We start from the raw sequence: 13943 nt of genomic DNA, 5'->3' as shown, positions 1-13943 counted from the left end.
GGTGGTGCGACGATGGACGTTATGGGGGACAAGGCAACTCTGTTGGAGACAGGGCGGTTTGTGCAGGGGGCCGACCGGGAGGAAACCGGAGCGGCGGTAGAGGAAGCGCGTCTGCGGCCGGCGGCCGAATCGGGCGACGTCGAGGCGATGAGTGTCCTCGGGGCCATGCTGCTGCGCCGGGGTGACCTGGACGGTGCCGAGCCGCAGCTGCGCGCCGCGACGGCCGCGGGGGACCGGGCCGCGGCGAACAACCTCGGCGTACTGCTGCACCAGCGCGGCTACGCGGACGAGGCCGCCGGCTGGTGGCGGATCGCCGCCGTCGCCGGATCGGCACCCGCCGCGCACGCGCTCGGCCGCCACCACCGCGAGCGTGGGGACGAGCCCGCCGCCGAGTACTGGCTGCGCCAGTCCGCCGAACAGGGCCACGCCCTCGGCGCCTACGCGCTCGCCGACCTGCTCGAACACCGGGGGGACGACGGCGCCGAGCGCTGGATGCGTGCCGCCGCCGAGCACGGTCACCGCGAGGCGGCGTACCGGCTCGCCCGCGCTCTCGACCGCCGCACCGCCCAGCAGCGCCCCGAGGGCGCGCTCCGAGGCGCGCCTGCGAAGGCCGACGAAAGCGCCGATCCGACCGCCACCGGCGTCCGCCGGAAGCTGCCCGTGGGGGCGGAGGCCGAGCAGTGGTACCGGCAGGCCGCCGCGCGCGGACACCGCCGCGCCGCCCTGCACCTCGGCGCGATCCTGGAGAGGCGCGGCGAGCTCAAGGAAGCCGGGCGCTGGTACCTGAACTCCGCCAAGGACGGCGAGCCCCGGGCCGCCTGCGCGCTCGGGTTCCTCCTGCGCGACGCCGGAGACGAGGAGAGCGCGGCCGTCTGGTGGCTGCGCGCCGCCCAGGAAGGCGACGGCAACGCGGCCAACGCCCTCGGCGCCCTGCACGCCCAGCGCGGCGAGACCCAGACCGCCGAGCGCTGGTACCGCGCTGCCATGGACGCCGGCGACATCAATGGCGCGTACAACCTCGGGCTGCTCTGCGCCGAGCAGGGTCGCACCAGCCAGGCCGACCAGTGGTACCGCCGGGCCGCTTACGCGAACCACCGCGAGGCGGCGAACGCGCTGGCCGTGCTGCTCCTCCAGGGCGGCGACGCGGCGGGCGCCGAGCCGTGGTTCTCCAAGGCGGCCGAGGCGGGCAGCGTGGACGCCGCCTTCAACCTCGGCATCCTGTACGCGAGCAGGGACGACGCGGGCGCCGCGCTCCAGTGGTACGAGCGGGCCGCGGCGGGCGGGCACACCCAGGCCGCCCTCCAGGCCGGGATCGCCCGGCTGCGGGACGGCGACGAGCAGGCCGCCGAGCGGCATCTGCGGTGCGCCGCGGGCGGGGGCAGCGCGGAGGGTGCGTACCGCCTTGCCACCGTGCTCGACGCGCGGCAGCCGCCGCCCGGACCGCCGTCCCTCGGCGAGTGCGTCAGCGAGCGCGCCGAGTGCGAGGAGTGGTACGAGCGGGCCGCCGAGCAGGGGCACCGGCGCGCTCAGGTGCGGGTCGGGATGCTGGCCGCGGCGCGGGGCGACGTGGTCTCTGCCGCGCGCTGGTACCGCGAGGCCGCGGAGGCCGGATCGCGCAACGGGGCGTTCAATCTCGGGCTGCTCCTTGCCCGCGAGGGGAGCGAGCCGGAGGCCGCGCTGTGGTGGACGCGGGCTGCTGACGCGGGGCACGGGCGGGCGGCGCTGCGGCTTGCGCTGCTGTGCGCGCGGCGTGGGGACCTCGTCGAGGGGCAGCGGTGGGCGCAGCGGGCCGTGGAACTTGGTCCTCCGGAGGTTGCGGAGCGGGCCGGAAGGTTGCGGGATGCGTTGCGCACGGAGCTTTCCGCGTAGCGCGGGCAGGGGCTGGGGTGCGTGGGCGGGTGCTGGCCGGTGGGCCGTTTGTGCCCACCCGTTCCGCCGTGCGGAACGCCTGCCCACAAACGAGGCGGGAAGGGTCGCCCGCAAACCGATGACCGCACCGTAAGCGATTTGCGCTGGTCGGGAAGGGTCGCGTAGAGTCAGGTTCACCGACGCGGGGTGGAGCAGCTCGGTAGCTCGCTGGGCTCATAACCCAGAGGTCGCAGGTTCAAATCCTGTCCCCGCTACTGAAGGCCTGAGGCCCGGAACCATTTGGTTCCGGGCCTCAGTGCTATGTCAGGCCTTGTGGCCCACCGCCTCCCCGTACATCGCCCGGTCCACGACCTTGCTCTCCGGCAGCGGAGCTCCCTTCGAGACGCCCGCCGCGCGGTACGCCGCCTGTAGCCGGTCAGTCGTGCCCGACCTGATCTCCCAGTCCATGCGCAGCGACGGCGTCGACTGGAGGACCGCCTTGTCGGTCTTGAGGAGCTTGGCCAGGTCGGCGACGAACGCCGGGTCCTTCTTGTAGTCGCCCGCGAAGTACGTGTTCACCGTCCGGATGTACGCGCGCAGGAGCGCGACCCCGGCGTCCGGGTCCTTGTTGAGCAGGTTCGGCCCGTACAGGAGGCCGCCGAGCGGTTCGCCCTGGGGCTGGCCGCCCAGGAACGCGTACCGCTTGTCGCCGTCGACCTTGCGCCAGACCGGGTCGAGCAGCCAGGCCGAGTCCACGCCGCCGTTCTGGAGCGCCGTCAGCACGTCGGCCGCGCCGAGCTGCTGGAACTGGACTTTGTCGAGGCCGCCGCCGTGCTTCTTCAGGGCCTTGTCCATCGGGTACGAGATGACCGAGCCCTTGCCGATCATCGTGCCGAGCTTGCGGCCCGCCATCGCCACGTGGTCAGGGGACTCGCCCTTCTTCAGGCGCACCCACAGACCGCTCTTGGACTTCGGGTCGGAGGAGAAGTTCGACGCGACCCACTTGATGTCGAAGCCGCCCTCGATGCCGTTCATCACGGCGGCCTCGGGCGCGGCCCACTGCGCGTCGATGTCGCCCTTGGCGAGCAGCGGCAGCGCGTCCGGCGTCGGCAGGACCTTCAGCGTGACGTCGAGGCCCTCCTTCTTGAACTCGCCCTTCTCCACGGCCATTTCGAGGGGAGCGACGTACTCGGCGCTCAGGGTGCCCGTCGCGATGGTGATCTTGCGGGTCTTCGCGAGCTTGATGGGGGCAGGGGCGCCCTTGTCACAGCGGGCGGGGGCGCGGTCGGGGGCCAGGTCCGACGGGTCGGTCCAGCCGTTCTTCTCGCAGCCCGCCACGGCCTTGACCGCGCGGGGCTTCGCCGGCGCGTCCGAGGTCGCGTCGGTCTTGGCGCAGCCGGCCGAGGTGAGCAGGGCGCTCGCCGTGATCAGGGTCGTACAGATGAGTCTGGTGCGCATGGGAACTCCGTACGGGAAGGGGCTGAGGGAGGTCAGGACTGGCTGCGGCCGTGGTCGCGCGGGGCCCACGGGGTGAGCAACCGGCCCGCGATCCGCACCAGTTCGGAGAAGACGACGCCGAGCACGGCGACGCAGACGATGCCGACGAACATGACGTCGTTCTGGAAGAGGGCGCGGGCGTCGAAGATCAGGTGCCCGAGGCCGTTCGTGGCCGCGATCTGCTCGGAGGCGACGATCACGAGGACCGCCACACCCGCTGCGATACGGGCGCCCACCAGCACGGCCGGGAGCGACGCGGGCAGCAGGACGTGCCGGAACATCTGCCAGGGCGAGGCGCCGAAGACCTGCCCGGCGTCCCGGTGGCCCGTGGGGACGGCGAGCACGGCCGCCATCGTGGAGATCCACACGAAGAAGAAGACGGTCGCGGCGACCAGCGCGATCTGCGGGCCTTCGCCGAGGCCGAACATGTTCAGGAAGATCGGCAGCAGGGCCAGCTTCGGGACGACGTAGAGCGCGTCCAGCATCGGTTCGAGGGCGGCGCGGACGATCGAGAGCGAGCCCATCAGGAGGCCGAGGGCGTACCCGGAGACCGTGCCGACCGCGTAGCCCGCGAGTACGCGCTTGAGGGTGGCCCACACGTCCGGCCACAGCTCACCGTCCGCCGCGCGGTGCCAGCCGTCGGCGAGGATCGTGGACGGCGCCGGGTAGACGCGGGCGTCGATCCACTGCTGGCCGGCGGCGAGCTGCCACAGCAGGACCAGGGCGAGCGGGACCGCGACGGCGAGCGAGAGTTCGAGGGTGCGGCGCCTGCGATGGGTGCGGGCGGGGTGCAGTTCCTGCGGGCCCGGCCGTCTGACCAGGAGCCGCGTGTCCTCCTTGGGTTCGGTGGCCGTCATGCCGGGACCACCTCGTCCCGGCGGACCTCGCCCCGCAGCAGGTCCCACAACTCGCTCTTCAGGGCGGTGAATTCGGGGGCCTGGCGGATCTCGCCGGTGCGCGGGCGCGCGAACGGCGGGCGGCGCTCGGCGATGATCCGGCCCGGCCGGGCGGACATGACGAGGACGCGGTCGCCGAGCACGATCGCCTCTTCGAGGCTGTGCGTGATGAAGAGGGTGGTGGTGCGGGTGTTCTGGGTGAGGTCGAGGAGCTCGTCCTGGAGGATCGTGCGCAGCTGGGCGTCCAGGGCCGCGAACGGCTCGTCCATGAGCAGGATCTCGGGTTCGACGGCGAGCGCGCGGGCGATGGCGACGCGCTGGCGCATACCGCCGGACAGCGTGGCCGGGTAGGCGTCCGCGAACTCGGCGAGTCCCATGCGGGTGAGCCAGTCGGTGGCGCGGGCGTCGGCCTCCCGGCGCGGCACCTTCTGGATGTCGAGCCCGAAGCGGACGTTGGCCTGCACGGTCTTCCAGTCGTAGATCCCGTAGTCCTGGAAGATCATCGCGGCGGGGCGGTCGCTGTCGGTGCGGATGGCGAGCTCGCCCGAGGTGGGGCGCAGCAGACCGGCGGCGATCCGCAGGAGCGTGGACTTCCCGCAGCCGGAGGGGCCGACTACGCAGGTGAACTCGCCGGGAGCGACGGTGAGGTCGATCGGGCCGAGGGCCTCCACCGTGCGGTGGCCTCGGCCGAAGGCCCTGGTGAGCGTGCGGGCCTGGAGTTTGGGGTGCGGATCTCCCACGGTTTCCCTCCCTGGGTGCGGCGGAGGTGGGCGCCGCCGACGATATGACGGGTCGTCAGATCAGGGAAGGGGGCAGGTGGTTGAGAGGTGCACCAAAAGTGGAGCCGACGGGTACGCGAAGAGGGCCCGCGCCATCAGGTGCGGGCCCTCTTCGGAGAACGGGTGCGAACTACTGCTATGGCTAGGCGGCCGCGCAGCTCGGGCAGATGCCTCGGTACGTCACCTCGACGTCCGAGACGGTGAAGCCGAAGCGCTCGGAGTCGGGGAGGTCGCTGAGCGGGTTGCCGCTCGGGTGGACGTCCCGGATCGCTCCGCACAGGGCGCAGACCAGGTGCTGGTGCGGGGTGTGCGCGTTCGGGTCGTAGCGCTTGGCGCGCTTGTCCGTGGCGACCTCGATGACCTCGCCGAGCGAGACCATCTCGCCGAGGGTGTTGTAGACGGTCGCCCGGGAGATCTCGGGCAGCCTGGCGACGGCGCGCGCGTGCACCTCGTCGGCCGTCAGATGTACGTGGTCGCCGTCGAGGACCTCGGCCACGACGCGCCGCTGCGCGGTCATACGCCAGCCGCGTCCGCGCAGTCGTTCCAACAGGTCACTCATGAGGGTCAGCGTAACAGCAGAGAGGTCCGATCCCGAATGGGTGTGACTTAGGACTCCTGCTTGATTTAGACAATGTCCATGGTGGGGTTTCCCTGGGGTGAGGGCCGGCCCCCTCGGGCGTCGGCCCTCATGTGTGGCGGCTCCTAGCTCACGAGGGTCGTGAAGGGGTGGCGGGCCTGAGCCCAGCAGCGGATGATGTCGCGGACCGAGACGATGCCGACGGGCTCGCGGCCGTCGAGCACGATGAGGTGCCGGAAGCCGCCGCGGGCCATGGCTTCGGCGGCCTCGTCGAGCGTCCACTCCGGGGCGGCGAAGACGACGTCGGTCGTGGTGTGGGTGCCGGCGGTCTCGTGGTCGGGGTCCTGGCCGAGGCCCAGCGAGTTGAGGATGTCGCGTTCGGTCAGGATGCCGATCCCGTAGGTGTCGGGATCGAGGACGACCGCCGAGCCGATGCGGCGCTCGGACATCAGGCGGGCGGACTGGCGCAGCGTGTGGGCCGGGCCGACGGTGAGGATCATGGAGCTCATGGCGTCGCGGACGAGCATGGGCGTGAGCCACCTCCTTGGGGAACCCGCGACCTCCGCGATTGCCGAAGGACTGCCTCCGGTGGTTACCTGGAGAACGGATTCACAAGTTCACAAGTGGGGGAATCCATAGAGTCGCATCCGGACGGGCCGTCAACAAGAGGGTGTGAAAGGTTCGTTGCGCCGCAAGGGGGCGTGAAGGGTTCGTTGCGCGCCCTCAGCCCTGGAGGTAGCTCAGCAGTTCCCCGTGGAGCAGGCCGTTCGACGCCGCCGCGTTGCCGCTGTGCGGGCCGTGGCGCCCGTCGAGGCCGGTGAAGACGCCGCCCGCCTCCGTCACGATGATCGCGTTCGCCGCCATGTCCCACAGCGAGAGCTCCGGCTCCGCCGCCATGTCGACCGCGCCCTCGGCGACCATCATGTACGGCCAGAAGTCCCCGTACGCGCGCGTGCGCCACACGGCGCGGGTCAGGTCGAGGAAACCGTCGAGGCGGCCCTGCTCCTCCCAGCCGCTGAGCGAGGAGTACGCGAACGAGGCGTCCGGCAGGCGCCCGACCTTGGAGACGTTCAGACGCGTGGCCGAGGTCAGGCTGCGGCCCGTGAACGCGCCCGCGCCCTTCGCCGCCCACCAGCGGCGGCCGAGCGCCGGTGCGGAGACGACGCCGACGACCGGCTGGTAGCCGCCCTCGCCGGCCTCCATGAGCGAGATGAGCGTGGCCCACACCGGCACGCCGCGCACGTAGTTCTTGGTGCCGTCGATCGGGTCGATGACCCAGCGGCGCGGGCCGGTGCCCTCGATGCCGTACTCCTCGCCGAGGATCGCGTCGCGCGGGCGGGCCCGCTTGAGCTGGCCGCGGATCAGTTCCTCCGCCGCCTTGTCGGCCTCGCTCACCGGCGTCATGTCCGGCTTGGTCTCGACCTTCAGGTCGAGGGCCTTGAACCGGTCCATGGTCGCGGCGTCGGCGGCGTCCGCCAGGACGTGGGCGAGACGCAGGTCATCGAGGTAGTCGGGCATGGGTGAACCCTAGCCATCGACGCCGGTCCGGGGCCACAAGGGGCGGCGCGCGACCGGCAGTCGGGTGGCCCGGCCCGAACTGACATGCCGTACCGGATCAGCGGGTCGACCCCGAGAGCTGGAGCCCGATCACGCCGATGATCACCAGCGAGATGGAGACGATCTTGAGGACGGAGACCAGGTCGTCGAGGAAGATCATGCCGTAGATCGCGGTGCCCGTCGCTCCGATGCCCGTCCACACCGCGTACGCGGGGCCGACGTCCAGCCTGCGCAGGGCCAGGGTGAGCAGGCCGAAGCTGCCCAGGGCGAAGCAGGAGAACGCGATCGTCGGCCACAGGCGGGTGAACCCGTGCGAGAGCTTCAGGCAGACCGCGAAGCCGGTCTCCAGAATCCCCGCCACGATGACGAGCAGCCACGCCATGTGCTTGCCTCCAGCGTCGTCGACTTCCGCGGCCGCTCGGGGCCGTCCGCTTCGATCATGCGCGAGGTCAGTCCCCCTCGCGACGTTCGCGCGTCGCGAGCAGCCTCCGCAGGGAGTAAAGACGCGCGGGATCCGCGTGTCCCTGAGCGACCCACTCGTCCAGCGCGCAGTCCGGCTCGTCGTGGCTGCACGCGCGCGGACAGTTCTCCGAGCCCGGCTCCAGGTCGGGGAACGCGTGGATGACGCGCGACGGGTCGATGTAGTGCAGACCGAAGGAACGCACGCCCGGGGTGTCGATCACCCAGCCGCTGTCGTCGGGCAGCGGCAGCGCGAGCGCGGACGTCGTGGTGTGCCGGCCGCGGCCCGTGACCGCGTTGACATGGCCCGTCGTACGGCGGCTGCCCTTCGGGACCAGCGAGTTGACCAGCGTGGTCTTGCCTACGCCGGAATGCCCGACGAACACGGTGATCTTGCCGTCGAGCTGCTCGCGCACCCGGGCGACCGCCGTCCCGCTCTCCAGCTCGTCCCGGCTGGTCACGACGTACGGGACGCCCAGGGCGCCGTACAGCTCCAGGAGCTTGTCCGGCGGGTCGAGGTCCGACTTGGTGAGGACGAGCAGCGGGTCGAGTCCGCTGTCGTACGCGGCGACCAGGCAGCGGTCGATCATGCGCGGGCGCGGCTCGGGGTCGGCGAGGGCGGTGACGATGGCGAGCTGGTCGGCGTTGGCGACGACCACGCGCTCGTACGGGTCGTCGTCGTCGGCCGTGCGGCGCAGGACGGAGGTGCGCTCGCCGATGCGGACGATGCGGGCGAGGGTGTCCTTCTTGCCGGAGAGATCGCCGACGACGGAGACCTGGTCGCCGACCACGGCGGCCTTGCGGCCCAGCTCGCGGGCCTTCATCGCGGTGACCTGGACGTCGTCGATGAGGACGGTGAGGCGGCCCCGGTCCACGGTCAGGACCATGCCCTCGGCGGCGTCCTCGTGCTTGGGGCGGATGTTCGTGCGGGGGCGGTTGCCCTTGCGGTTGGGACGGACGCGGATGTCGTCCTCGTCGGGGTTCTTGCCGTAACGGCGCATGGTCTCGATCCGCCCGTCAGTTCCCGAGCATCCCGGACCACAGGTCAGGGAAGTCGGGCAGGGTCTTGGCCGTCGTCCCCACGTTCTCGATCCCGACACCCGGCACCGCCAGACCGATGATCGCGCCCGCGGTCGCCATGCGGTGGTCGTCGTACGTGTGGAAGGTCCCGCCGTGCAGGGGGCGCGGCCGGATGTGCAGGCCGTCGGCGGTCTCGGTGACGTCACCGCCCAGCTCGTTGATCTCCTTGGTGAGCGCGGCCAGGCGGTCCGTCTCGTGCAGGCGCAGGTGCGCGACGCCCCGGAGCGTGGAGGGGGAGTCGGCGAGGGCGGCGACCGCGGCGATGCCGGGCGTCAGCTCGCCGACCTCGCTCAGGTCGACGTCGATGCCGTGGATCGAGCCGGACCCCGTGAACTCCAGGCCCTTCTCGGTCAGTTCGCAGGAACCGCCCATCTCCGTGAAGATCTCGCGGAGCCGGTCGCCGGGCTGCGTCGTGCTCTCCGGCCAGTCGGGGATGGTGACCTTGCCGCCGGTGACGAGGGCCGCGGCCAGGAACGGCTGGGCGTTCGACAGGTCGGGCTCCACCGTCAGATCGCGGCCGAGCAGGGCGCCCGACGTGACCCGCCAGACGTTCGGCTCGCCGCCGGACTCCGGGGTGTCGACCTGGGCGCCGACCGCGCGCAGCATGTCGACGGTCATCCGGATGTGCGGCATCGAGGGCAGCGGGCCGCCGACGTGGCGCACCTCCACGCCCTGGTTGAAGCGCGGGCCGGACAGCAGGAGGGCGCTCACGAACTGGGACGACGAGGACGCGTCGATCTCGACCGTGCCGCCGTCCAGGGCGCCGGTGCCGTGCACGGTCAGCGGCAGCGCGCCACGGCTGTCGTCGTCGATCCGGGCGCCGAGCACGCGCAGCGCGTCGATCACACCGTTCAGCGGACGCTCGTACGACCGGGGGTCGCCGTCGAAGCGGACCGGGCCGTCGGCGAGCGCGGCGACCGGCGGCAGGAAGCGCATGACCGTGCCGGCGTTGCCCACGTCGACCGTGGCGTCCCCGCGCAGCCCCGCCGGGATGACGCGCCAGGCCTCGCCCGAACCGTCCGGGCCCACGCCCTCCTCGATGCCGACGCCCATGGCGCGCAGGGCCGCCGCCATCAGGAGCGTGTCGCGCGAACGCAGCGGGCGGCGCAGCCAGCCCGGCTCGGCGGCGAGCGCGGCCAGGACGAGCGCGCGGTTGGTGACCGACTTGGACCCCGGCACATGGACCGTCGCCAGGACGGGTCCGCTCGCGTGCGGGGCGGGCCAGAGGGCGGTGGGCTCGGGGGTTGCGGTCATGCCTTTACTTTAGTGGGCCCACGGGACAGGGCCGGATCACGCGCCTCCAGGCGAGCGCACGGCCCCTCGCACGCACCGTCTTTCAGACGCCCAGCAGCCAGCGCGCTCCGCCGATCAGCGAGCACAGCGAGACGGCGTGGAAGAAGAACAGCCACATGCCCGCCGGCACGTGTGTGAGCCGCGACAGCTGGTCCGCGTCCGAGTCCCCGGCCCCGCCCCTCCGGCGCTTGCTCTGCAGCTCGAAGGCGGGCCGCACGCCACCCAGGAGCAGGAACCACACCACGACGTACGCGAACGCCGCCTGCACCTGCGGACCGGTCATCCACGACACGAGCACGAACAGGCCGCCCGTCAGGATCACGGTCAGGGCGCCGTACGCGTTCCTGATCATCACGAGCAGCGCGACCAGCAGGGCCGTGGCGATCCAAAGGAGCGCGGTGATGTGTCCCGCGCCGAGCAGCGCGGCGCCGCCGAGGCCGAGCAGCGGGGGAGCGGTGTAGCCGGCGGCCGCGGTGAGGATCATGCCGAGGCCGTGCGGCTTGCCGCGGCTGACGGTGAGGCCGCTGGTGTCCGAGTGCAGCCGGATGCCGTCGAGCCGGCGCCCGCTGAGCAGCGCCACGATGCCGTGCCCGCCCTCGTGGGCGATCGTGATCGCGTTGCGGGTCAGCCGCCATATCGCGTGCGGGACGATCGCGGCGAGCGCGAGCGCCGCTGTGGCGAACACCACCCACCGGTCGGGGTCGGGCTGGCTGCCGAAGACCTCGTCCCACAGGTCGGCGGCAGCGGTACTCGCGGTGGCGTACATGGTGGGGGAAGGCTCCCTACGGTCGGCCGGGTTCTGGCACTGTGGCACGTATGTGCGGACGGTATGCATCGAGTCGTAGGCCCGAGGATCTCGCAGGAGTCTTTGAGATCGAGAAGTGGGAGCCCGAGGAGGCCCTGGCGCCCGACTACAACGTGGCCCCGACCAAGGAGGTCTACGCGGTACTCGACCGCCCTGTGAAGGACGCCGCCGACCGCACTCCGGTTCGCCAGCTGCGCACGCTCAAGTGGGGCCTCGTCCCGTCCTGGGCCAAGACCCCCGAGGGCGGCGCCCGGATGATCAACGCCCGCGCCGAGACCGTCCACGAGAAGCCGAGCTACCGCCGGGCCTTCGCCAGCCGCCGCTGCATCCTCCCCGCCGACGGCTATTACGAGTGGGTGACCGGCGTCGGCGAGCGCGAGCTGGAGGTCGAGGGCAAGAAGAAGCGCCCCCGCAAGCAGCCCTACTTCGTGACCCCGGCCGACGGCTCCGTCTTCGCGATGGCGGGCCTGTACGAGTTCTGGCGCGACCGCACGCTGCCGGACGAGCACCCGCTCGCCTGGTGGGTGACGTGCACCGTGATCACCACGGAGGCCGAGACCGCGCCGCTCGCCGTCGGCCCGGAGGAGGGCCCGCGCTCCCTCTCGGACATCCACCCCCGGATGCCGCTCATGCTCACGCCGGACCGCTGGGACGCGTGGCTCGACCCCACGCACACCGACGTCGACGACCTGAGGCCCCTGCTCGCGCCGCCCCCGGAAGGCCTGATGCGGGCGTACCCCGTGTCGACCTCGGTCAGCAACGTACGCAACAACGGGCCGGAGCTGCTCAAGGAGCTGGAAGGCCCGGAAGAGGGCACACTCTTCTGACGTGATCCAGTACGAGATCCAGAACGTGACCCAGAGCGCGATCCCGCACGCGAGCCAGAGCGCGATCCAGCACGCGACCCAGAAGATCCCGCACGCGACCCAGAAAGCGAGCCGACCGTGACCCAGAAAGCGACCCGGAGCGAGCTCGTCGAGACGGGCGCCGGTGAGGCGCGTATCACCTGGCACCCGGCCCCCGCGCGCAAGGCCCGCCTCGTCCTCGCGCTCAGCCACGGCGCCGGCGGCGGCATCGAGGCGCGCGACCTCGCCGCCATCGCCGCCGAGCTGCCCGCGCACGGCGTGACCGTCGCGCTCGTCGAGCAGCCGTGGCGCGTGGCCGGCAAGAAGGTGGCGCCCGCGCCGAAGACCCTCGACGTCGGCTGGCGCGGGGTGTGGCCCGCCCTGACGCAGCCCGGACTCCCGGTGATCTCGGGCGGGCGCAGCGCGGGCGCGCGCGTCGCCTGCCGCACGGCGACGGAGCTCGGCGCCGCCGCCGTCCTCGCCCTGAGCTTCCCGCTGCACCCGCCGGGGAAGCCCGAGAAGTCCCGCGCCGACGAACTCCTCGGCGCCGGCGTCCCCACTCTCGTAGTCCAGGGCGGCAACGACCCCTTCGGCAAGCCCGCCGAGTTCCCCGGCGCCACCACCTACGAACTCGTCGAAGTCCCTTACGGGGACCACGGGTTCGCGGTGCCCAAGCGCGCGGACATCGGGCAGGACGAGGCCCTCGCGCTCATCACGGGCGCCGTCGCGAAGTGGACCGCGTCACTCGGGTGACACCGGGAATGTTGTGGGGCGGACCTCTGTTGTCCCGAACAGACGGTGCGGGAGACCGCCGGCACCGTTCATCACGTGTGGACAAGGCCTTGTCCTCGCGCGGTGAGAAGTTCTGACGAGAGGAAGTCCGCCGCATGGGTTCGACCATCTGCCCGAGCCGCAGCACCACTCCTGACCTGGAGTGGAGCGTGCTGCACGCGGCCACGACCATCCCCGTCGGGGCGGCCGGCGGACAGGATCGACGAGGCCCCGCGACCGAAGGTCGTCTATTCTCCGATTCGAGCAGTGGGGTCCCGTTCGGCCCCGTCACGTCGTTGGAGGAGGTGGGTCCGGTCACAGGGACCGACGCAGGTACCGAACGCGGCCAGGCGGAAGAGCCCGAGGAGTCCGCGACGGAGCGCAACGCGCGCTTCGAGCGGGACGCGCTCATGTTCCTCGACCAGATGTACTCGGCCGCCCTGCGCATGACGCGCAACCCGGCCGACGCCGAGGACCTGGTGCAGGAGACCTACGCGAAGGCGTACGCGTCGTTCCACCAGTTCCGCGAGGGCACCAACCTCAAGGCGTGGCTGTACCGCATTCTGACGAACACCTTCATCAACTCGTACCGCAAGAAGCAGCGCGAGCCCCAGCGCAGTGCGGCCGAGGAGATCGAGGACTGGCAGCTGGCGCGCGCCGAGTCGCACATGTCGACCGGCCTGCGTTCCGCCGAGTCGCAGGCGCTCGACCACCTGCCCGACTCGGACGTGAAGTCGGCGCTCCAGGCGATCCCCGAGGAGTTCCGCATCGCGGTCTACCTGGCGGACGTCGAGGGCTTTGCGTACAAGGAGATCGCGGACATCATGGGGACACCCATCGGCACGGTGATGTCCCGGCTGCACCGGGGCCGCCGGCAGCTGCGCGGGATGCTCGAGGACTACGCCCGTGACCGTGGTCTGGTCCCGGCGGGCGCCGGAGAGTCGAACGAGAAAGGCTCGGGCTCATGAGCTGCGGAGAGCCGCACGAGACGGATTGCAGTGAAGTCCTCGACCATCTCTACGAGTTCCTCGACCACGAGATGCCCGACAGCGACTGCACGAAGTTCGAGACGCACTTCGAGGAGTGCTCTCCGTGCCTGGAGAAGTACGGCCTCGAGCAGGCGGTGAAGAAGCTGGTCAAGCGCTGCTGCGGCCAGGACGACGTACCGACGGACCTGCGGTCGAAGGTCATGGGCCGCATCGAGCTGATCCGCTCCGGCCAGTCGGTGCCGGACCAGGACGTAGCGGCACAGGCACAGGCACAGGCGCAGACCCAGACGCAGTCGCAGGCGCCGAAGCTCAGGGAAGCCTGAGAGCGAGCCTTCAAGGCCTGGCCCCTCATGGGCCCGGGGGTCAGGCCCCCACACATGCGGTGAACCGGTGGGACGTGACGGCGGTACGTCACGTCCCACCGTCGCGTTCGCGGCCCCGTCACGGCACTTCGCGCACCGTCACCACACCCCGCCGTCACGTCCGGCCGCCGTTCCGCGCCCGCGTCACCCGAACGTGCTAATCCGCCGCCGGTGGCCAGGGGAAT

General features: G+C 71.7%; 15 protein-coding genes and 1 tRNA gene. 6 read left to right on the top strand and 10 right to left on the bottom strand.

Translation table 11 applies throughout. The features are described from left to right. Positions 1-12 precede the first annotated feature (12 nt). Both ABZ893_RS30035 and ABZ893_RS30030 read left to right on the top strand, forming a co-directional pair. Complete coding sequence (locus ABZ893_RS30035; protein ID WP_361409883.1) at positions 13-1869, top strand: sel1 repeat family protein; 1857 nt, start codon at positions 13-15, stop codon at positions 1867-1869. Between the two features lie 180 nt (positions 1870-2049). Continuing rightward, a tRNA-Met gene (locus ABZ893_RS30030) sits at positions 2050-2123 on the top strand. A 49-nt stretch (positions 2124-2172) separates the two neighbouring features. Here the strand turns inward: ABZ893_RS30030 and ABZ893_RS30025 are convergent. The 10 genes from ABZ893_RS30025 to ABZ893_RS29980 form a co-directional block, all read right to left on the bottom strand. Further along, positions 2173-3306 carry an ABC transporter substrate-binding protein gene (locus ABZ893_RS30025; RefSeq protein WP_361409880.1) on the bottom strand — a complete coding sequence of 378 codons (1134 nt, stop codon included), beginning with the start codon at positions 3304-3306 and terminating at the stop codon, positions 2173-2175. Between the two features lie 32 nt (positions 3307-3338). Then, entirely contained in the window at positions 3339-4202 is an 864-nt protein-coding gene (locus ABZ893_RS30020; protein ID WP_361409877.1) for an ABC transporter permease, read from the bottom strand. Then, positions 4199-4981 carry an ABC transporter ATP-binding protein gene (locus tag ABZ893_RS30015; protein ID WP_361409874.1) on the bottom strand — a complete coding sequence of 261 codons (783 nt, stop codon included), beginning with the start codon at positions 4979-4981 and terminating at the stop codon, positions 4199-4201. Before ABZ893_RS30015 ends, ABZ893_RS30020 begins: the two co-directional genes overlap by 4 nt. 181 nt (positions 4982-5162) lie before the next feature. Next, on the bottom strand, positions 5163-5579 hold the full coding sequence (locus ABZ893_RS30010) for a Fur family transcriptional regulator (RefSeq protein WP_361409871.1): 417 nt from the start codon (positions 5577-5579) through the stop codon (positions 5163-5165). Between the two features lie 143 nt (positions 5580-5722). Further along, positions 5723-6124, bottom strand: coding sequence for a CBS domain-containing protein (locus tag ABZ893_RS30005; RefSeq protein WP_361409868.1), 402 nt, complete (start codon positions 6122-6124; stop codon positions 5723-5725). 196 nt (positions 6125-6320) lie between these two features. Next, complete coding sequence (hisN, locus tag ABZ893_RS30000) at positions 6321-7115, bottom strand: histidinol-phosphatase (RefSeq protein WP_361409865.1); 795 nt, start codon at positions 7113-7115, stop codon at positions 6321-6323. Positions 7116-7212: 97 nt separating this feature from the next. After that, positions 7213-7536, bottom strand: coding sequence for a multidrug efflux SMR transporter (locus ABZ893_RS29995; RefSeq protein ID WP_361409862.1), 324 nt, complete (start codon positions 7534-7536; stop codon positions 7213-7215). Positions 7537-7603: 67 nt separating this feature from the next. Continuing rightward, positions 7604-8614: a ribosome small subunit-dependent GTPase A gene (gene rsgA, locus ABZ893_RS29990; protein WP_361409859.1), complete on the bottom strand. Its 1011-nt coding sequence runs from the start codon at positions 8612-8614 to the stop codon at positions 7604-7606. 16 nt (positions 8615-8630) lie between these two features. Next, on the bottom strand, positions 8631-9947 hold the full coding sequence (gene aroA / locus ABZ893_RS29985; protein ID WP_361409856.1) for a 3-phosphoshikimate 1-carboxyvinyltransferase: 1317 nt from the start codon (positions 9945-9947) through the stop codon (positions 8631-8633). 82 nt (positions 9948-10029) lie between these two features. Next, the gene (locus ABZ893_RS29980) at positions 10030-10752 is read right to left on the bottom strand and encodes a M50 family metallopeptidase (RefSeq protein ID WP_361409853.1); all 723 of its coding nucleotides are present in this window, start codon (positions 10750-10752) and stop codon (positions 10030-10032) included. Between the two features lie 50 nt (positions 10753-10802). Here ABZ893_RS29980 and ABZ893_RS29975 point away from each other — a divergent pair, with 50 nt between their 5' ends. The 4 genes from ABZ893_RS29975 (at position 10803) to rsrA (ending at position 13719) form a co-directional block, all read left to right on the top strand. Then, positions 10803-11618, top strand: a complete 816-nt coding sequence (locus ABZ893_RS29975; RefSeq protein WP_361409850.1) for an SOS response-associated peptidase — start codon at positions 10803-10805, stop codon at positions 11616-11618. Between the two features lie 117 nt (positions 11619-11735). Next, positions 11736-12389, top strand: a complete 654-nt coding sequence (locus ABZ893_RS29970) for an alpha/beta family hydrolase (RefSeq protein WP_361409847.1) — start codon at positions 11736-11738, stop codon at positions 12387-12389. Positions 12390-12712: 323 nt separating this feature from the next. Then, entirely contained in the window at positions 12713-13375 is a 663-nt protein-coding gene (locus ABZ893_RS29965; RefSeq protein ID WP_361410207.1) for a sigma-70 family RNA polymerase sigma factor, read from the top strand. Next, positions 13372-13719 (top strand): mycothiol system anti-sigma-R factor, encoded by a 348-nt coding sequence (gene rsrA, locus ABZ893_RS29960; RefSeq protein WP_361409844.1) that lies wholly within the window; start codon positions 13372-13374, stop codon positions 13717-13719. The genes ABZ893_RS29965 and rsrA overlap by 4 nt, the downstream gene beginning before the upstream one ends. Positions 13720-13943: the final 224 nt, after the last annotated feature.

This window comes from Streptomyces sp. NPDC046821, from assembly GCF_040645335.1.
Lineage (GTDB): Bacteria > Actinomycetota > Actinomycetes > Streptomycetales > Streptomycetaceae > Streptomyces.
This window is presented reverse-complemented; position numbering and strand designations above follow the sequence as displayed.

Coding starts and splice junctions, on each gene's coding strand:
- rsgA (WP_361409859.1), bottom strand. CDS start 8,614: ATGCGCCGTTACGGCAAGAACCCCGACGAGGACGACATCCGCGTCCGT.
- hisN (WP_361409865.1), bottom strand. CDS start 7,115: ATGCCCGACTACCTCGATGACCTGCGTCTCGCCCACGTCCTGGCGGAC.
- ABZ893_RS30005 (WP_361409868.1), bottom strand. CDS start 6,124: ATGCTCGTCCGCGACGCCATGAGCTCCATGATCCTCACCGTCGGCCCG.
- rsrA (WP_361409844.1), top strand. CDS start 13,372: ATGAGCTGCGGAGAGCCGCACGAGACGGATTGCAGTGAAGTCCTCGAC.
- ABZ893_RS30010 (WP_361409871.1), bottom strand. CDS start 5,579: ATGAGTGACCTGTTGGAACGACTGCGCGGACGCGGCTGGCGTATGACC.
- aroA (WP_361409856.1), bottom strand. CDS start 9,947: ATGACCGCAACCCCCGAGCCCACCGCCCTCTGGCCCGCCCCGCACGCG.
- ABZ893_RS29995 (WP_361409862.1), bottom strand. CDS start 7,536: ATGGCGTGGCTGCTCGTCATCGTGGCGGGGATTCTGGAGACCGGCTTC.
- ABZ893_RS30025 (WP_361409880.1), bottom strand. CDS start 3,306: ATGCGCACCAGACTCATCTGTACGACCCTGATCACGGCGAGCGCCCTG.
- ABZ893_RS30035 (WP_361409883.1), top strand. CDS start 13: ATGGACGTTATGGGGGACAAGGCAACTCTGTTGGAGACAGGGCGGTTT.
- ABZ893_RS29980 (WP_361409853.1), bottom strand. CDS start 10,752: ATGTACGCCACCGCGAGTACCGCTGCCGCCGACCTGTGGGACGAGGTC.
- ABZ893_RS29975 (WP_361409850.1), top strand. CDS start 10,803: ATGTGCGGACGGTATGCATCGAGTCGTAGGCCCGAGGATCTCGCAGGA.
- ABZ893_RS30020 (WP_361409877.1), bottom strand. CDS start 4,202: ATGACGGCCACCGAACCCAAGGAGGACACGCGGCTCCTGGTCAGACGG.